Raw genomic sequence first — 14,879 nt, 5'->3', positions numbered from 1 at the left:
AAAGTTAAAGTATAACTTGTATTGTAAGCATAGGGGTTGAATGCCCCTACTGCTTCACATAAAAATTAAGTTTAAAAATACACTTTGTATTTATTTAAAGGAGGAAATATAGAATGGGTAAAGAAAAATTTGACCGTTCCAAGTCCCACGTTAACATTGGTACTATTGGACACGTTGACCACGGTAAAACTACATTAACTGCAGCTATTACTACTGTACTTCACAAAAGATCAGGTGAAGGTTCAGCAATGGCTTACGACATGATCGACGGAGCTCCAGAAGAGCGCGAGCGTGGAATTACAATCTCCACTGCCCACGTTGAGTATGAAACTGAAAACCGCCACTATGCACACGTTGACTGCCCAGGTCACGCTGACTATGTTAAAAACATGATCACTGGTGCTGCACAGATGGACGGAGCGATCCTTGTAGTATCTGCTGCTGACGGCCCAATGCCACAAACTCGTGAGCACATCCTACTATCTCGTCAAGTTGGTGTACCTGCCATCGTTGTATTCTTAAACAAAGTGGACATGGTAGACGACGAAGAGCTTCTTGAGCTAGTTGAAATGGAAGTTCGCGACCTTCTTTCTGAATATGACTTCGAAGGTGACGATGTACCAGTAATCAGCGGTTCTGCTCTTAAAGCTCTTGAAGGTGACGAAAAGTATGAGCAAGCTATTTACGACCTTATGGACGCAGTAGACGAGCACATTCCTAACCCTGAGCGTGACGTTGACCAGCCATTCATGATGCCAGTTGAGGACGTATTCTCAATCACTGGTCGTGGTACTGTTGCAACTGGACGTGTTGAGCGTGGACAAGTTAAAGTCGGTGACGAAGTTGAAATCATCGGTCTTGCTCCAGAAGCTAAGAAAACTACAATCACTGGTGTTGAAATGTTCCGTAAGCTTCTTGACTATGCTGAAGCTGGCGACAACATTGGTGCACTTCTACGTGGTGTTGACCGCGAACAGATCAACCGTGGTCAAGTACTAGCTAAGCCTGGTTCTATCACTCCACACACTAAGTTCCAAGCAGAGGTTTATGTACTATCTAAAGACGAAGGTGGACGTCACACTCCATTCTTCTCTAACTACCGCCCTCAGTTCTACTTCCGTACAACTGACGTAACTGGAGTTATTCAACTTCCAGAAGGCGTAGAGATGGTAATGCCTGGTGATAACGTTGAAATGACAGTTGAACTTATTTCTCCAATCGCGATTGAAGATGGAACTAAGTTCTCTATCCGTGAAGGCGGCCGTACTGTAGGCGCTGGCGTTGTTGCTAAAATCACTGAATAATAATTGTTAGATAGAACAAGCAGCACTCTTTGAGTGACTGCTTGTTTTTTTGTGCTGCCATGCATTTTGGACAGATGTCGAGAGGCTAAGGGAAACCTTTGCACACTGCCATTCTATTTAAGCTTAGAAGAAGATGCTTTTCACCTGGTAAAAGATAGATGGTTTGAATCGTGTGTATGTTCTTTGTTTCAGCCTCTTGATATATTAATCAACCGAATTAAAGTTTTTTTATCTCATAATTTCCGTTCTTTTACTTACCAATTTACAAGAAAGCCTTCCATATGATGCAGTAATATTCTTTATTTAGAAGTTGAAAAGAAAATTGTTTAACCTTGTTGAAATTGCCTATAATTCTTAGTATAATATTTTGAGGTGTTCATAGATAAATATTTATGAAAATCTCTTGCATTGACTACATTTCTTCTATATAATGAGTAATGTTGGTCATAAAAGGCGATGATGCGAAAGGTTGTTGACACACCCGGCCCCTTTGCCATGGCTGGTGAGTCGAGAAAATTTTCGCGGAGAATGTCTATTTAAAAAAATGGGCGAAGAAGGAGGGAAAATAATGGCAAAAGAAAAAATTCGTATTCGTTTAAAGGCGTATGATCACAGGGTTCTTGATCAGTCCGCAGAAAAAATCGTAGACACGGCGAAGCGCTCTGGAGCAAACGTATCTGGTCCAATCCCGCTTCCAACTGAGAAGTCTGTCTACACAGTGCTTCGTGCGACTCACAAGTATAAAGATGCTCGTGAACAGTTCGAAATGCGCACACACAAACGTCTAATCGACATTGTTAATCCAACGCCGCAGACGGTTGATTCGCTAATGCGTCTTGATCTGCCTTCTGGTGTGGATATTGAAATTAAACTATAAAAATTTGAACTTATAATAGGAGGTGTAACGGATGACGAAAGGAATCTTAGGACGTAAAGTCGGGATGACTCAAATCTTCTCTGAAGATGGAGAGCTTATTCCAGTAACAGTAGTTGAAGCGGAGCCAAACGTTGTTTTGCAAAAGAAAACTACTGAAAACGACGGCTATGACGCTCTTCAACTAGGTTTTGCTGATCAGAAATCGAACCGATTGAAGAAAGCCGATCAAGGCCACGCTGAGAAAGCAAGCACATCACCTAAGCGCTACATTCGTGAATTCCGTAATACAAACCTTGATGACTATGAATTAGGTCAAGAGGTCAAGGTGGATATTTTCGAAGCTGGAGATGTAATTGATGTAACAGGAACTTCTAAAGGGAAAGGTTTTCAAGGTGCTATCAAACGCCATAACCAATCCCGCGGCCCAATGAGCCACGGTTCCCGTTTCCACCGTCGATCTGGTTCCATGGGGCAGGGTGCTGACCCATCAAGAGTCTTTAAAGGTAAAGGCCTTGCAGGACAAATGGGTGGAGAACAAGTGACTCTACAAAACCTTGAAGTAGTAAAAGTAGACGCAGAGCGTAACCTACTTTTAGTTAAAGGTAATGTACCTGGACCGAAAAAATCTTACGTTAAAGTTACAAGTGCAGTTAAGGCTAGCAAATAATTAAAGGAAGGGAGGATATGTCATGCCTAAAGTAGCACTATTAAACCAAAGCGGCTCTAAAGTTGGAGATATCGAACTTAATGATGCTGTTTTTGGTGTTGAACCAAACACTCATGTTTTACATGAAGCAGCTGTGGCCCAGCAAGCATCTTTGCGTCAAGGGACACACAAAGTTAAAAACCGTTCTGAAGTAAGTGGCGGCGGTCGTAAACCATGGCGCCAAAAAGGTACTGGACGTGCGCGTCAAGGTACTATTCGTGCACCACAATGGGTAGGTGGAGGAACTGTATTTGGTCCTACACCACGTAGCTACAGCTACAAGCTTCCTAGGAAGATTCGTCGTTTAGCTCTTCAATCTGCTTACTCTTCTAAAGTTCAAGAGGACAATGTGATCGTACTTGAAGATCTTTCTCTTGATGCACCGAAGACGAAAGAAGTAGTAAACATTCTTAAAGGGCTAGAAGTGAACGAGAAGGCTCTGATTGTTACAGCAGACAAGAACGAAAATGTTGTTCTTTCTTCCAATAATATTCCTACAGTCAGTGTAACTACTGTAGATCAAGTAAGTGTGTTAGATTTACTAACGCATGACAAGCTTATCCTAACGAAGGAAGCAGCTGAAAAAGCAGGGGAGGTGCTCTCATAATGAAAGAACCACGCGATATTATTAAACGCCCTGTCATTACTGAACATTCTGCTGACCTTATGGAAGAAAAGAAATATACGTTTGAAGTGAGCACACATGCTAACAAAACAGAAATCAAAAATGCTGTAGAAGAAATTTTTGGTGTTAAGGTAGCTGGCGTGAACACAATGAACCTAAAAGGTAAATTCAAGCGCATGGGCCGTTACGGCGGATATCGTTCTGACCGTAAGAAAGCAGTTATTACGTTGACTGAAGACAGTGAAGAACTAGAATTCTTTGAAGTATAAAAACAAATTTTGTAAGTGAAGGAGGGAAAAAAGATGGCGATTAAAAAGTTCCGACCAATTACTAACGGTCGTCGACACATGACAGTATCTGATTTCGCTGAAATCACTACTGACAAACCTGAACGCTCCCTAGTTACTCCGCTTCACAAACGTGGAGGACGTAACAACCAGGGCAGGCTGACAGTTCGTCATCAGGGCGGAGGTCACAAGCGTCAATACCGTATCATCGACTTTAAGCGTGATAAAGATGGAATACCTGGACGCGTTGCTACGATCGAATACGATCCAAACCGCTCCGCTAACATTGCACTAATTAACTACGTTGACGGTGAGAAGCGTTACATCCTGGCTCCTAAGGGTCTTAAAGTGGGTAACGAAATCATCTCTGGTCAAGGATCTGACATTAAAACTGGTAATGCTCTTCAACTGAAGGATATTCCTGTTGGTACAATCGTACACAACGTTGAGCTTAAGCCAGGACGCGGAGGTCAGCTTGTACGTTCAGCTGGTGCTTCAGCACAAATCCTTGGACGTGAAGAAAAATACACACTGGTACGTCTTACTTCTGGTGAAGTTCGCCTGGTACTAAGCACTTGCCGTGCAACAATCGGCCAAGTTGGTAACCTTGAGCATGAGCTTATCAGTGTAGGTAAAGCAGGACGTTCTCGTTGGCAAGGCAAGCGCCCGACTGTTCGTGGTTCTGTTATGAACCCTAGCGATCACCCACACGGTGGTGGTGAAGGACGTGCGCCAATCGGCCGACCTTCTCCAGTATCTCCATGGGGTAAACCAACTCTTGGTTACAAGACTCGTCAGCGCAACAAGCCGTCTGATAAATATATCGTTCGTAGAAGAGGTAAAAAATAAACGGGATTGAACGACGGGTAACAATCCCCGTCTCTCAATCGCGAAGGGAGGTTTATTCATGGGCCGCAGCCTAAAAAAGGGACCTTTTGTAGATGACCATTTGATGAAAAAAGTTGAAAAGTTGAACGAAGACAGCAAGAACCAGGTGATCAAGACTTGGTCACGACGTTCTACCATCTTCCCAAACTTTGTTGGACACACAATTGCCGTCTATGACGGACGCAAACATGTACCTGTATACGTGACTGAAGACATGGTAGGTCACAAACTTGGTGAATTCGCGCCAACCCGTACGTTTAAAGGGCACTCTGGTGACGATAAGAAAACAAAACGCTAAAGTAGAGAGGAGGCACTCTAATGCAAGCTAAAGCAGTTGCTAAAACCGTTCGTATTGCTCCTCGTAAAGCTCGTCTAGTAATTGATTTAATCCGAGGAAAAAACGTAGGTGACGCGATCGCAACATTGCGCTTAACTCAGCGCGGCGCTTCTCCAGTAATCGAGAAGGTGCTTAAATCTGCGATTGCAAATGCTGAACACAATTATGAAATGGATCCGGACAATTTATATGTTTCCGAAGCGTTTGTAAATGAAGGTGTAACACTTAAACGTTTCCGTCCACGTGCTATGGGACGTGCAAGCCAAATCAACAAACGTACCAGCCACATTACAGTGGTCGTATCAGAAAAGAAGGAGGGATAATCAGTGGGTCAAAAAGTTAATCCGGTAGGTCTTCGTATCGGCGTTATCCGTGACTGGGAGTCAAAATGGTACGCTGGCAAAGACTACGCTGACTTATTGCATGAAGACATTAAGATTCGTGAATATACAGAAGAACGTCTTAAAGACGCTGCCGTTTCTACAATTGAAATCGAACGTGCAGCAAACCGTGTGAACATTTCTATTCACACTGGGAAACCAGGTATGGTTATCGGTAAAGGCGGTTCAGAAGTTGAAGCACTTCGTAAATCGCTGAACGATCTGACTGGCAAAAGAGTTCACATCAACATCGTTGAGGTGAAGAAGCCTGATTTGAACGCTACTCTTGTAGCTGACAATATTGCACGTCAATTGGAGAACCGTGTGTCTTTCCGTCGTGCTCAAAAACAAACCATCCAACGCGCAATGCGTGCAGGAGCTAAAGGTATCCGTACGCAGGTATCAGGACGTCTTGGCGGCGCTGATATTGCTCGTGCTGAATATTACAGTGAAGGAACAGTACCACTTCACACACTTCGCGCAGATATCGATTACGGAACTGCAGAAGCTGACACAACTTACGGTAAGCTTGGTGTTAAAGTGTGGATTTATCGTGGAGAAGTCCTTCCAACTAAAAACGAAAAATAAGGAAGGGGGAACAGCATTATGTTAATGCCTAAACGTGTTAAATATCGTCGTCAACACCGTGCCAGCCTAAAAGGTCGTGCGAAAGGCGGCACATCCGTATCATTTGGAGAATATGGACTACAAGCAATTGATCCTGCCTGGATCACTGCTCGTCAAATCGAAGCAGCGCGTATCGCTATGACTCGTTACATGAAGCGTGGCGGTAAAGTATGGATCAAAATCTTCCCAGACAAACCTTATACTGCTAAACCCCTGGAAGTACGTATGGGTTCCGGTAAAGGTGCTCCTGAAGGTTTTGTCGCTGTTGTTAAACCAGGAAAAATTTTGTTCGAGATCGCAGGTGTATCTGAAGAGGTTGCGCGCGAAGCACTGCGTCTTGCTTCTCACAAACTGCCGATCAGAACTAAATTTGTAAAACGTGAAGAAATTGGTGGTGAAATCAATGAAGGCTAATGAAATCCGTGAATTAACCACTGCCGAAATTGAACAAAAAGTAAAGTCTTTGAAAGAAGAACTTTTTAACCTACGTTTCCAGCTGGCAACAGGTCAACTTGAGAACACTGCGCGCATTCGCGAAGTTCGCAAGTCTATCGCTCGTATGAAATCTGTTGCTCGCGAACGTGAGCTAGGCGTAAATAACTAATAGATGAGAGGAGGTCACCCTCACATGAGTGAACGTAACGATCGTAAAGTTTATACTGGCCGTGTAGTGTCTGACAAAATGGATAAAACAATCACTGTTCTAGTTGAAACTTATAAATTCCACAAGCTTTATGGCAAGCGCGTAAAGTATTCAAAGAAATTCAAGACTCATGACGAAAACAACCAGGCTAAAAATGGAGACATCGTGCGCATTATGGAAACTCGTCCATTATCCGCAACGAAGCGTTTTCGTTTAGTAGAAGTTGTAGAAGAGTCTGTTATTATTTAATATAGTTCGCTCGGATAGATTCCGAAGGGAGGTTACAGTGTATGATTCAACAGGAGACTCGTTTGAAAGTAGCCGACAACTCTGGTGCACGTGAAATCCAAACCATCAAAGTATTGGGTGGATCCGGCCGTAAGACTGCTAACATCGGTGATATTATCACTGCTACAGTGAAACAGGCAACACCAGGGGGCGTTGTTAAAAAAGGTGAAATTGTAAAAGCCGTAATTGTACGTTCTAAGAGCGGTATGCGTCGTAAGGATGGTTCTTACATCCGTTTTGATGAGAATGCAGCCGTGATTGTACGTGATGATAAAGGTCCTCGAGGTACTCGTATCTTTGGACCAGTTGCTCGTGAACTTCGTGATGCTCGATTCATGAAGATCGTATCACTAGCTCCAGAAGTATTATAAATCGTTGAAATGAAAAGCCTTGTTAAGGAGGTGCGCGAAGCATGCACGTGAAAAAAGGTGACAAAGTAATGGTTATTTCCGGCAAGGACAAAGGAAAGCAAGGAACAATCCTTGAAGCTTATCCGAAAAAAGATCGTGTTCTTGTTGAAGGAATTAACGAAGTGAAGAAACACGCGAAGCCTTCTCAAGATAACCCACAAGGTGGGATTCTTACACAAGAAGCGCCGATTCACGTCTCAAACGTTATGCCGATTGATCCAAAATCCGGCGAACCAACTCGTGTTGGTTATAAAGTTGAAGACGGTAAGAAAGTTCGTATCGCGAAAAAATCTGGTGAAGCATTAGATAAATAATCCAGTGACGAAAGGAGGGCCACTTGATGAACGAACTTAAGAGAAAATATCAAGAAGAAGTTGTGCCATCTATGATGAGCAAGTTTAACTATGACTCTGTGATGCAGGCGCCTAAAATCGAGAAAATCGTAATTAACATGGGTGTTGGTGACGCTGTTCAAAACGCGAAAGCACTTGACACAGCTGTAGAGGAACTATCTCAAATCTCTGGTCAAAAGCCAGTGGTTACAAAAGCTAAGAAATCTATCGCGGGATTCCGTCTGCGTGAAGGTATGCCAATCGGTGCGAAGGTAACATTACGTGGAGAGCGTATGTACGAATTCTTCGAAAAACTTATTGCTGTATCTTTACCACGTGTTCGTGACTTCCGTGGGATCTCAAAGAAAGCTTTTGACGGTCGTGGAAACTACACACTAGGTGTAAAAGAACAGTTGATTTTCCCAGAAATTAATTATGACAAAGTAGATAAAGTGCGTGGCATGGATATCGTTATCGTCACAACTGCTGACACAGACGAAGAATCACGTGAACTATTAGCTCAATTCGGTATGCCGTTTCAGAAATAATGAGCTAACCATAAGGAGGGAAAATAGTGGCTAAAAAATCAATGGTCGCGAAGCAACAACGCAAACAAAAGTACCAGGTGCGCGAATATACACGCTGTGAACGTTGCGGACGTCCTCATTCCGTACTGCGCAAATTCAAACTTTGCCGTATTTGTTTCCGTGAACTTGCATATAAAGGACAAATCCCTGGCGTCAAAAAAGCCAGCTGGTAAACCCGATACAGGGAAGGAGGTATATAAGTTATGACTATGACAGATCCAATTGCAGATATGCTTACACGTATTCGTAACGCGAATATGGTGCGTCACGAGAAGCTTGAACTACCAGCTTCCAAAGTGAAAAAAGAGATTGCAGATATCCTTAAACGTGAAGGTTTTGTACGTGATTATGAATTCGTTGAAGATAACAAGCAGGGTGTACTACGTATCTTCCTAAAATACGGTCAAAATGATGAGCGTGTAATTAGCGGAGTGAAGCGTATTAGTAAGCCAGGTCTACGTGTTTACGCTAAAGCAGAAGAGCTTCCGAAGGTTCTTAACGGACTTGGTGTTGCTGTTGTTTCTACTTCAAAAGGTGTACTAACAGATAAAGAAGCTCGTGAACAAGCCATTGGCGGCGAAGTTCTAGCTTACGTTTGGTAATCTAAACAGAATAGACAGGAGGTGCAGATGAATGTCTCGTGTAGGATTGAAATCATTAGAAATTCCTGAAGGTGTAGAAATCATTCAGGATAATAATACAATCACAGTTAAAGGCCCTAAAGGCGAATTAACTCGTACGTTCCATGAGGATATTACAGTGAAGGTTGAAGATAACGTTCTTACAGTAGCTCGTCCGAGTGATCACAAAGAACATCGTGCTCTTCACGGTACTACCCGCAGCCTGATCGGTAACATGGTTGAGGGTGTTTCCAAAGGATTCGAGAAAAGCCTTGAAATCATCGGGGTTGGATACCGTGCTCAGAAGCAGGGAGAAACAGTTGTTATTAACGCTGGGTATTCTCACCCTGTAGAAGTTAAAAAGCGCGACGGAATTGATATCGAAGTTCCTTCAAACACCAAGGTTACTGTTAAAGGAATCGACAAAGAACTAGTTGGTGCTGTTGCCGCTAAGATCCGTGCTATCCGTCCTCCAGAGCCGTACAAAGGCAAAGGAATCCGTTACGAAAACGAATATGTTCGTAGAAAAGAAGGAAAGACAGCTAAATAAGGTTCTTAGGTAGGAATAGAAAGGAGTGACTTTAGATGATCACGAAGGCTGATAAGAATGTTGTTCGTAAGAAACGCCATGCGCGCGTCCGCTCCAGCGTTGTAGGAACAGCTGAACGCCCGCGTTTAAACGTTTATCGTTCAAATAAACACATCTATGCGCAATTAATTAATGACGAAACGCAACACACAGTAGCAAGTGCTTCTACTGCTGAAAAAGACTTTGGTCTTGAGAACACTGGTAACGTGGAAGCTGCTAAAAAAGTCGGTGAACTAGTCGCTAATCGTGCGAAAGAAAACGGCTATGAAGTAGTTGTGTTTGACCGTGGCGGTTACTTGTATCATGGACGTGTAAAAGCATTAGCAGATGCGGCTCGTGAAGCCGGTCTAGTATTTTAATCGTTAAAGGAGGGACATACATGCTAACAAACATTGACCCTAGTAAACTTGATCTTGAAGAACGCGTAGTTACGATTAACCGTGTTGCAAAGGTTGTTAAAGGTGGACGCCGTTTCCGTTTTGCTGCATTGGTTGTCGTAGGTGATAAAAATGGCCACGTTGGATTTGGGACTGGTAAAGCTCAAGAGGTGCCAGATGCTATCAAGAAGGCTATTGATGATGCGAAGAAGAATCTTATTTCAGTACCAATTAAAGAGACAACGATTCCTCACGAAGTTACAGGACAATTTGGTGCAGGCAGCATTCTAATGAAACCAGCTGCAGAAGGTACCGGAGTTATCGCAGGTGGACCTGTTCGTGCTGTGCTTGAGCTTGCAGGAGTTCAAGATATCCTTTCTAAGTCACTTGGTTCGAACACACCAATTAACATGGTACGTGCGACACTTACTGGACTTGGAGAGCTTAAGCGAGCAGAAGAAGTTGCCCGCCTTCGTGGGAAGTCCGTAGAAGAACTGTAGGATAAGGAGGGAAATGAAATGGCTAAAAAGTTAGAAGTTACCCTCACGCGCAGTGTGATTGGCAGACCACAAGATCAGCGCTCTACTGTTAAAGCGCTTGGCCTTAACAAAATTCGTCAAACTGTCGTAGTTGAAGATAACCCAGCTATCCGAGGTATGACTAACAAGGTGTCACACCTTGTATCTATTAAAGAAGTATAAGAACAGAAACAACTATAAGGAGGTGCTCGCATGAAACTGCATGAACTTAAACCAGTATCAGGTACGAATAAGAAGCGTAACCGTGTAGGACGTGGAATGGCTTCTGGTAATGGTAAGACTTCAGGCCGCGGCCACAAAGGGCAGGGTCAACGTTCCGGAAGCAAGACTCGTCCAGGTTTCGAGGGTGGTCAAATGCCGTTGTTCCAACGTTTACCGAAGCGTGGATTCACGAACATTCACCGTAAGGAATTCGCAATCGTAAACCTTGATGCTCTTAACCGTTTTGAAGAGGGCACAGAGGTTACTCCTGAACTTCTTCTTGAAACTGGCGTAGTCAGCAAAGAGAAAGCCGGTATTAAAGTACTTGCTAAAGGTTCAGTTGAGAAAAAACTTACTGTGAAAGCTCATAAGTTCTCTGCTTCAGCTAAAGAAGCTATTGAAGCAGCGGGCGGTCAAACTGAGGTGATTTAATGTTCCGGACAATCTCCAATTTTATGCGCGTGGGTGATATTCGACGGAAAATTATCTTCACATTATTGATGCTCGTTGTTTTTCGCGTGGGAACTTTCATCCCTGTACCTTTTTCAAACCGGGAAGCCATTAACTTCATGGATGAACAGAATGCGTTTGGTTTCCTAAATACATTTGGAGGCGGTGCATTGCAGAACTTCTCCATCTTCGCTATGGGGATTATGCCTTACATTACAGCCTCCATTATTATGCAATTGCTGCAGATGGATGTTGTTCCTAAGTTTGCGGAATGGAAAAAGCAAGGTGAAGTCGGCCGTCGAAAATTAGCTCAGTTTACCCGCTATGGAACGATTGTTCTAGCTTTTATTCAAGCAATTGGGATGTCAATTGGTTTCAACGCATTGGCTGGAGGCCAGCTTATAGCTGAACCTGGCCCTATGAAATTCGCTGTCATCGCACTTGTCTTAACAGGGGGAACAGCGTTCTTAATGTGGCTTGGTGAGCAGATCACGTCCCACGGTGTTGGAAATGGTATTTCCATCTTAATCTTTGCCGGTATCGTTGCTGCGATTCCGACTGGAGCAAATCAACTGTATGACCAGTATATTTCTGGAGCTGGTGAGGAGCTATTTATAAATCTAGTGATTGTTGCAATTCTTGCATTAGTCATCGTAGCGGTTGTAGTAGGAGTAATCTTTATCCAGCAAGCGCTTCGTAAGATTCCTATTCAGTACGCTAAGAAGCTTGTGAATCGTTCTCCTGTAGGTGGTCACTCGACTCACCTTCCGATCAAGGTAAATGCAGCTGGGGTTATTCCTGTAATCTTTGCGATTTCCTTTATTATCGCACCGAGCACGGTTGCTGGTTTCTTTGAAGGTAATGAAGTAGCTTCTGTTATTCAATATATTTTTGATTACCAGAATTGGCCGGGAATGATTATCTATGTTGCGTTAATTATCGCCTTCACTTATTTCTACACATTTGTTCAAGTGAACCCTGAGCAAATGGCGGAGAATTTGAAGAAGCAAGGCGGGTATATTCCAGGAATTCGTCCTGGTGCTAATACAGAGACATACCTTACAAGGGTTATGTACAGATTAACTTTCGTAGGATCAATCTTCCTTGCAGCTGTCTCGATTCTTCCAATTATACTTGGAGCTGTAGCAGATCTGCCGCCAAGTGTCCAAGTGGGAGGAACCGGACTGCTCATCGTCGTAGGGGTAGCTCTGGAGATGATGAAGCAGCTGGAAAGTCAGCTTGTGAAACGCCATTATAAAGGCTTTATTAAATAGATGTGAAAGAAGCTAATGAAAAAGAGAGCGGAGGGAACACGTTGAACTTAATTCTGATGGGTCTTCCTGGTGCCGGTAAAGGCACTCAGGCAGAAAAGATAGTCGAGAAATATAACATCCCTCATATCTCTACTGGAGATATGTTCCGTTTAGCTATCAAAGAAGGAACAGCACTTGGTCAAGAAGCTAAATCTTTTATGGATAAAGGTGAACTGGTTCCAGATGAAGTAACGATTGGGATTGTTCGTGAGCGTCTAAGTAAACCTGATTGCCAGGACGGCTTCTTGCTTGATGGTTTTCCTCGTACGATTGCTCAGGCGGATGCCCTTGAAAATCTTTTAGAGGACATGAATGAGTCCGTCGATTATGTTCTTCATATTGATGTCCCTAAAGACCAACTCATCGAACGCCTTACCGGACGAAGAGTTTGCCCGACTTGTGGAGCAACCTATCATGTCATATTTAACCCTCCTAAAGAAGAAGGCAAGTGTGATCATGATGGAGCAGAACTTATTCAGCGTGAAGACGATCAGCCTGAAACTGTTAAGAAGCGTTTGGATGTAAACGTGGAGCAATCTCAGCCACTACTTGATTTCTACGAGGATAAAGGTTATTTAGTTACTTTCGATGGGGATCGAGACATCGATCTTGTTTTCGAAGATATCGACGAAAAACTCGGAGGCCTGAATAAATGATTATTTGCAAAACGCCACGGGAATTAGAAATCATGCGTGAAGCCGGCCGTATCGTCGCCTTAACGCACCGGGAAATGAAGAAGAACATCCAGCCCGGGATAACAACCGGAGAATTAGATCGTATTGCTGATCAATTCATACGCAGTATGGATGCAATCCCTTCTTTTAAAGGTTATAATGGATTCCGTGGTAGTATTTGCGCTTCGGTCAATGAAGAGCTCGTTCACGGGATACCGGGAGATCGGGTCCTCAATGAGGGAGATATCATTAGTATCGATATTGGTGCGAAATACCAAGGCTATCATGGTGATTCCGCCTGGACATATCCAGTCGGCACTGTTGATGAGAACACTGAGGATTTGCTGAGAGTAACAGAAACTTCATTGTGGAAAGGGCTCGATGAAGCGAAACCTGGAGTGCGCCTTTCAAATATATCCCATGCCATTCAAAGCTATGCAGAAGCTGAAGGTTTTTCAATCGTTCGTGAATATGTAGGGCATGGAGTTGGGCAGGATTTACATGAGGCACCACAAATTCCTCATTACGGTCCTCCAAACAAAGGCCCGCGATTAAAGCCTGGAATGGTATTAGCAGTAGAACCAATGGTTAATGCCGGAAGTCGGTATGTAAAAACGCTGGCAGATCGTTGGACGGTAGTGACACAAGATGGTAGAATGTGTGCGCATTTTGAACACACCATTGCGATTACGGAAGAAGGTTACGAAGTATTAACTACAACCTAAGTGAAGGTGATCGTGTTTGAATGAATCTGAGTCGAGTCCACGAATAGGTCAAGTTGTTCGTATTGTTCAAGGACGTGAGGCAGGACAGTATGCTGTCATTATAGATATTCTTGAAGACCGCTTTTTACTGCTTGCCGACGGAGAGAAACGAAAGTACGATCGACCAAAGAAAAAGAACCTGCAGCATGTGCAGCTAATGGATTTCGTCTCTCCGGAAGTCCAAGACAGCCTTCTGGAAACTGGTCGCGTCACGAATGGCAAGCTTCGATTTGCCGTATCAAAATATGTCAATGAAGAAGTGACTGATTTAGAGAAGGGAGATCAACTCGATGGCGAAAGACGATGTAATTGAGGTGGAAGGTACAGTCGTTGAAACTCTACCAAATGCACAGTTTAAAGTAGAACTTGAAAACGGCCACACTGTTTTAGCTCACGTTTCTGGTAAAATTCGTATGCACTTTATTCGAATCCTACCAGGTGATAAAGTGACGGTAGAACTTTCCCCGTATGATCTAACAAGAGGACGTATAACGTACCGTTATAAATAATAAACAGAGCTCCGTTATAAAAGGAGGTATGGATGATGAAGGTAAGGCCTTCTGTAAAACCAATTTGCGAGAAATGCAAAGTTATCCGACGTAAAGGTAAAGTAATGGTTATCTGTGAAAACCCTAAACACAAACAAAAACAAGGTTAATTAACCAAGGAGGTGCACGTACTAAATGGCACGTATAGCAGGTATTGATATCCCTCGTGAAAAACGAGTTGTTGTATCTTTAACTTATATCTATGGTGTAGGTAAGTCATTAGCTAGTGAAGTATTAGCAGATGCTGGCGTTTCTGAAAATACTCGCGTTCGTGATCTTACAGAAGATGAATTAGCTAAGATTCGTAAAGCTTTAGACAACCACAACGTGGAAGGTGACCTTCGTCGTGAGAATTCCCTAAACATTAAACGATTAATCGAAATCGGTTCTTATCGTGGAATTCGTCACCGCCGCGGACTTCCAGCTCGTGGTCAGAAGACGAAGAACAACTCTCGTACCCGTAAAGGCCCACGTCGTACAGTGGCTAACAAACGTAAGTAATTAGTTATAAAG

The 14,879-nt window shown here is 43.3% G+C and carries 29 protein-coding genes; all 29 read left to right on the top strand.

Going from position 1 to position 14,879, the window contains the following annotated elements; translation table 11 throughout:
* The first annotated feature begins 113 nt into the window (after positions 1-113).
* Positions 114-1,304, top strand: a complete 1,191-nt coding sequence (gene tuf, locus C1A12_RS20350) for an elongation factor Tu (RefSeq protein WP_101847040.1) — start codon at positions 114-116, stop codon at positions 1,302-1,304.
* Between the two features lie 568 nt (positions 1,305-1,872).
* Positions 1,873-2,181, top strand: coding sequence for a 30S ribosomal protein S10 (gene rpsJ / locus C1A12_RS20345; RefSeq protein WP_145997074.1), 309 nt, complete (start codon positions 1,873-1,875; stop codon positions 2,179-2,181).
* 31 nt (positions 2,182-2,212) lie between these two features.
* Positions 2,213-2,848 carry a 50S ribosomal protein L3 gene (gene rplC / locus C1A12_RS20340; protein ID WP_101847036.1) on the top strand — a complete coding sequence of 212 codons (636 nt, stop codon included), beginning with the start codon at positions 2,213-2,215 and terminating at the stop codon, positions 2,846-2,848.
* Positions 2,849-2,870: 22 nt separating this feature from the next.
* Positions 2,871-3,494, top strand: coding sequence for a 50S ribosomal protein L4 (gene rplD / locus C1A12_RS20335; RefSeq protein ID WP_101847034.1), 624 nt, complete (start codon positions 2,871-2,873; stop codon positions 3,492-3,494).
* Complete coding sequence (gene rplW, locus C1A12_RS20330; RefSeq protein WP_101847032.1) at positions 3,494-3,781, top strand: 50S ribosomal protein L23; 288 nt, start codon at positions 3,494-3,496, stop codon at positions 3,779-3,781. The genes rplD and rplW overlap by 1 nt, the downstream gene beginning before the upstream one ends.
* Positions 3,782-3,814: 33 nt before the next feature.
* Positions 3,815-4,648: a 50S ribosomal protein L2 gene (rplB, locus tag C1A12_RS20325; RefSeq protein ID WP_101847030.1), complete on the top strand. Its 834-nt coding sequence runs from the start codon at positions 3,815-3,817 to the stop codon at positions 4,646-4,648.
* A gap of 58 nt (positions 4,649-4,706) precedes the next feature.
* Positions 4,707-4,985, top strand: a complete 279-nt coding sequence (gene rpsS / locus C1A12_RS20320) for a 30S ribosomal protein S19 (protein ID WP_101847028.1) — start codon at positions 4,707-4,709, stop codon at positions 4,983-4,985.
* 20 nt (positions 4,986-5,005) lie between these two features.
* The gene (gene rplV / locus C1A12_RS20315) at positions 5,006-5,347 is read left to right on the top strand and encodes a 50S ribosomal protein L22 (protein WP_101847026.1); all 342 of its coding nucleotides are present in this window, start codon (positions 5,006-5,008) and stop codon (positions 5,345-5,347) included.
* A 3-nt stretch (positions 5,348-5,350) separates the two neighbouring features.
* Entirely contained in the window at positions 5,351-5,992 is a 642-nt protein-coding gene (rpsC, locus tag C1A12_RS20310) for a 30S ribosomal protein S3 (RefSeq protein ID WP_101847024.1), read from the top strand.
* A gap of 18 nt (positions 5,993-6,010) precedes the next feature.
* On the top strand, positions 6,011-6,445 hold the full coding sequence (gene rplP / locus C1A12_RS20305; RefSeq protein ID WP_101847022.1) for a 50S ribosomal protein L16: 435 nt from the start codon (positions 6,011-6,013) through the stop codon (positions 6,443-6,445).
* Complete coding sequence (rpmC, locus tag C1A12_RS20300) at positions 6,435-6,635, top strand: 50S ribosomal protein L29 (protein ID WP_101847020.1); 201 nt, start codon at positions 6,435-6,437, stop codon at positions 6,633-6,635. The genes rplP and rpmC overlap by 11 nt, the downstream gene beginning before the upstream one ends.
* 24 nt (positions 6,636-6,659) lie before the next feature.
* Entirely contained in the window at positions 6,660-6,923 is a 264-nt protein-coding gene (rpsQ, locus tag C1A12_RS20295; protein ID WP_101847018.1) for a 30S ribosomal protein S17, read from the top strand.
* A 41-nt stretch (positions 6,924-6,964) separates the two neighbouring features.
* Positions 6,965-7,333 carry a 50S ribosomal protein L14 gene (gene rplN / locus C1A12_RS20290; RefSeq protein WP_101847017.1) on the top strand — a complete coding sequence of 123 codons (369 nt, stop codon included), beginning with the start codon at positions 6,965-6,967 and terminating at the stop codon, positions 7,331-7,333.
* Between the two features lie 41 nt (positions 7,334-7,374).
* On the top strand, positions 7,375-7,686 hold the full coding sequence (rplX, locus tag C1A12_RS20285; RefSeq protein WP_101847015.1) for a 50S ribosomal protein L24: 312 nt from the start codon (positions 7,375-7,377) through the stop codon (positions 7,684-7,686).
* A 26-nt stretch (positions 7,687-7,712) separates the two neighbouring features.
* A complete protein-coding gene (gene rplE / locus C1A12_RS20280) occupies positions 7,713-8,252 on the top strand; it encodes a 50S ribosomal protein L5 (RefSeq protein ID WP_101847013.1) in 540 nt (179 codons plus the stop codon).
* 26 nt (positions 8,253-8,278) lie between these two features.
* The gene (locus C1A12_RS20275; RefSeq protein WP_035511674.1) at positions 8,279-8,464 is read left to right on the top strand and encodes a type Z 30S ribosomal protein S14; all 186 of its coding nucleotides are present in this window, start codon (positions 8,279-8,281) and stop codon (positions 8,462-8,464) included.
* A 30-nt stretch (positions 8,465-8,494) separates the two neighbouring features.
* Entirely contained in the window at positions 8,495-8,893 is a 399-nt protein-coding gene (gene rpsH, locus C1A12_RS20270; protein ID WP_101847011.1) for a 30S ribosomal protein S8, read from the top strand.
* Positions 8,894-8,924: 31 nt separating this feature from the next.
* The gene (gene rplF / locus C1A12_RS20265) at positions 8,925-9,461 is read left to right on the top strand and encodes a 50S ribosomal protein L6 (RefSeq protein ID WP_101847010.1); all 537 of its coding nucleotides are present in this window, start codon (positions 8,925-8,927) and stop codon (positions 9,459-9,461) included.
* 35 nt (positions 9,462-9,496) lie between these two features.
* Positions 9,497-9,859, top strand: coding sequence for a 50S ribosomal protein L18 (gene rplR, locus C1A12_RS20260; protein ID WP_101847008.1), 363 nt, complete (start codon positions 9,497-9,499; stop codon positions 9,857-9,859).
* 20 nt (positions 9,860-9,879) lie between these two features.
* Positions 9,880-10,377, top strand: coding sequence for a 30S ribosomal protein S5 (gene rpsE / locus C1A12_RS20255; protein ID WP_101847007.1), 498 nt, complete (start codon positions 9,880-9,882; stop codon positions 10,375-10,377).
* An 18-nt stretch (positions 10,378-10,395) separates the two neighbouring features.
* Positions 10,396-10,578 (top strand): 50S ribosomal protein L30, encoded by a 183-nt coding sequence (gene rpmD / locus C1A12_RS20250; RefSeq protein WP_101847005.1) that lies wholly within the window; start codon positions 10,396-10,398, stop codon positions 10,576-10,578.
* Between the two features lie 30 nt (positions 10,579-10,608).
* Positions 10,609-11,049: a 50S ribosomal protein L15 gene (gene rplO / locus C1A12_RS20245; RefSeq protein WP_101847004.1), complete on the top strand. Its 441-nt coding sequence runs from the start codon at positions 10,609-10,611 to the stop codon at positions 11,047-11,049.
* Positions 11,049-12,341 (top strand): preprotein translocase subunit SecY, encoded by a 1,293-nt coding sequence (gene secY / locus C1A12_RS20240; RefSeq protein ID WP_101847002.1) that lies wholly within the window; start codon positions 11,049-11,051, stop codon positions 12,339-12,341. The genes rplO and secY overlap by 1 nt, the downstream gene beginning before the upstream one ends.
* Positions 12,342-12,382: 41 nt before the next feature.
* Positions 12,383-13,036, top strand: a complete 654-nt coding sequence (locus tag C1A12_RS20235; RefSeq protein WP_101846999.1) for an adenylate kinase — start codon at positions 12,383-12,385, stop codon at positions 13,034-13,036.
* Positions 13,033-13,779 (top strand): type I methionyl aminopeptidase, encoded by a 747-nt coding sequence (gene map, locus C1A12_RS20230; protein ID WP_101846998.1) that lies wholly within the window; start codon positions 13,033-13,035, stop codon positions 13,777-13,779. Before C1A12_RS20235 ends, map begins: the two co-directional genes overlap by 4 nt.
* Before the next feature lie 16 nt (positions 13,780-13,795).
* Positions 13,796-14,131, top strand: a complete 336-nt coding sequence (locus tag C1A12_RS20225) for a KOW domain-containing RNA-binding protein (protein ID WP_101846996.1) — start codon at positions 13,796-13,798, stop codon at positions 14,129-14,131.
* Positions 14,109-14,327 (top strand): translation initiation factor IF-1, encoded by a 219-nt coding sequence (infA, locus tag C1A12_RS20220; protein ID WP_101846995.1) that lies wholly within the window; start codon positions 14,109-14,111, stop codon positions 14,325-14,327. The genes C1A12_RS20225 and infA overlap by 23 nt, the downstream gene beginning before the upstream one ends.
* Positions 14,328-14,362: 35 nt before the next feature.
* Complete coding sequence (gene rpmJ / locus C1A12_RS20215) at positions 14,363-14,476, top strand: 50S ribosomal protein L36 (RefSeq protein WP_003156543.1); 114 nt, start codon at positions 14,363-14,365, stop codon at positions 14,474-14,476.
* 25 nt (positions 14,477-14,501) lie between these two features.
* Complete coding sequence (gene rpsM, locus C1A12_RS20210; protein ID WP_101846993.1) at positions 14,502-14,867, top strand: 30S ribosomal protein S13; 366 nt, start codon at positions 14,502-14,504, stop codon at positions 14,865-14,867.
* The last annotated feature ends 12 nt before the right edge of the window (positions 14,868-14,879 follow it).

It is taken from the genome of Halobacillus sp. Marseille-P3879, assembly GCF_900240285.1.
Lineage (GTDB): Bacteria > Bacillota > Bacilli > Bacillales > Halobacillaceae > Halobacillus_A.
Note: the sequence above shows the minus strand (reverse complement) of the source record. Positions and strands in the feature narration are given on the sequence as shown.

What these genes read in the sequence shown, in the direction of transcription:
- tuf (WP_101847040.1), top strand. Translation starts at nt 114, where the DNA reads ATGGGTAAAGAAAAATTTGACCGTTCCAAGTCCCACGTTAACATTGGT.
- rpsJ (WP_145997074.1), top strand. Translation starts at nt 1,873, where the DNA reads ATGGCAAAAGAAAAAATTCGTATTCGTTTAAAGGCGTATGATCACAGG.
- rplC (WP_101847036.1), top strand. Translation starts at nt 2,213, where the DNA reads ATGACGAAAGGAATCTTAGGACGTAAAGTCGGGATGACTCAAATCTTC.
- rplD (WP_101847034.1), top strand. Translation starts at nt 2,871, where the DNA reads ATGCCTAAAGTAGCACTATTAAACCAAAGCGGCTCTAAAGTTGGAGAT.
- rplW (WP_101847032.1), top strand. Translation starts at nt 3,494, where the DNA reads ATGAAAGAACCACGCGATATTATTAAACGCCCTGTCATTACTGAACAT.
- rplB (WP_101847030.1), top strand. Translation starts at nt 3,815, where the DNA reads ATGGCGATTAAAAAGTTCCGACCAATTACTAACGGTCGTCGACACATG.
- rpsS (WP_101847028.1), top strand. Translation starts at nt 4,707, where the DNA reads ATGGGCCGCAGCCTAAAAAAGGGACCTTTTGTAGATGACCATTTGATG.
- rplV (WP_101847026.1), top strand. Translation starts at nt 5,006, where the DNA reads ATGCAAGCTAAAGCAGTTGCTAAAACCGTTCGTATTGCTCCTCGTAAA.
- rplP (WP_101847022.1), top strand. Translation starts at nt 6,011, where the DNA reads ATGTTAATGCCTAAACGTGTTAAATATCGTCGTCAACACCGTGCCAGC.
- rpmC (WP_101847020.1), top strand. Translation starts at nt 6,435, where the DNA reads ATGAAGGCTAATGAAATCCGTGAATTAACCACTGCCGAAATTGAACAA.
- rpsQ (WP_101847018.1), top strand. Translation starts at nt 6,660, where the DNA reads ATGAGTGAACGTAACGATCGTAAAGTTTATACTGGCCGTGTAGTGTCT.
- rplN (WP_101847017.1), top strand. Translation starts at nt 6,965, where the DNA reads ATGATTCAACAGGAGACTCGTTTGAAAGTAGCCGACAACTCTGGTGCA.
- rplX (WP_101847015.1), top strand. Translation starts at nt 7,375, where the DNA reads ATGCACGTGAAAAAAGGTGACAAAGTAATGGTTATTTCCGGCAAGGAC.
- rplE (WP_101847013.1), top strand. Translation starts at nt 7,713, where the DNA reads ATGAACGAACTTAAGAGAAAATATCAAGAAGAAGTTGTGCCATCTATG.
- rpsH (WP_101847011.1), top strand. Translation starts at nt 8,495, where the DNA reads ATGACTATGACAGATCCAATTGCAGATATGCTTACACGTATTCGTAAC.
- rplF (WP_101847010.1), top strand. Translation starts at nt 8,925, where the DNA reads ATGTCTCGTGTAGGATTGAAATCATTAGAAATTCCTGAAGGTGTAGAA.
- rplR (WP_101847008.1), top strand. Translation starts at nt 9,497, where the DNA reads ATGATCACGAAGGCTGATAAGAATGTTGTTCGTAAGAAACGCCATGCG.
- rpsE (WP_101847007.1), top strand. Translation starts at nt 9,880, where the DNA reads ATGCTAACAAACATTGACCCTAGTAAACTTGATCTTGAAGAACGCGTA.
- rpmD (WP_101847005.1), top strand. Translation starts at nt 10,396, where the DNA reads ATGGCTAAAAAGTTAGAAGTTACCCTCACGCGCAGTGTGATTGGCAGA.
- rplO (WP_101847004.1), top strand. Translation starts at nt 10,609, where the DNA reads ATGAAACTGCATGAACTTAAACCAGTATCAGGTACGAATAAGAAGCGT.
- secY (WP_101847002.1), top strand. Translation starts at nt 11,049, where the DNA reads ATGTTCCGGACAATCTCCAATTTTATGCGCGTGGGTGATATTCGACGG.
- map (WP_101846998.1), top strand. Translation starts at nt 13,033, where the DNA reads ATGATTATTTGCAAAACGCCACGGGAATTAGAAATCATGCGTGAAGCC.
- infA (WP_101846995.1), top strand. Translation starts at nt 14,109, where the DNA reads ATGGCGAAAGACGATGTAATTGAGGTGGAAGGTACAGTCGTTGAAACT.
- rpmJ (WP_003156543.1), top strand. Translation starts at nt 14,363, where the DNA reads ATGAAGGTAAGGCCTTCTGTAAAACCAATTTGCGAGAAATGCAAAGTT.
- rpsM (WP_101846993.1), top strand. Translation starts at nt 14,502, where the DNA reads ATGGCACGTATAGCAGGTATTGATATCCCTCGTGAAAAACGAGTTGTT.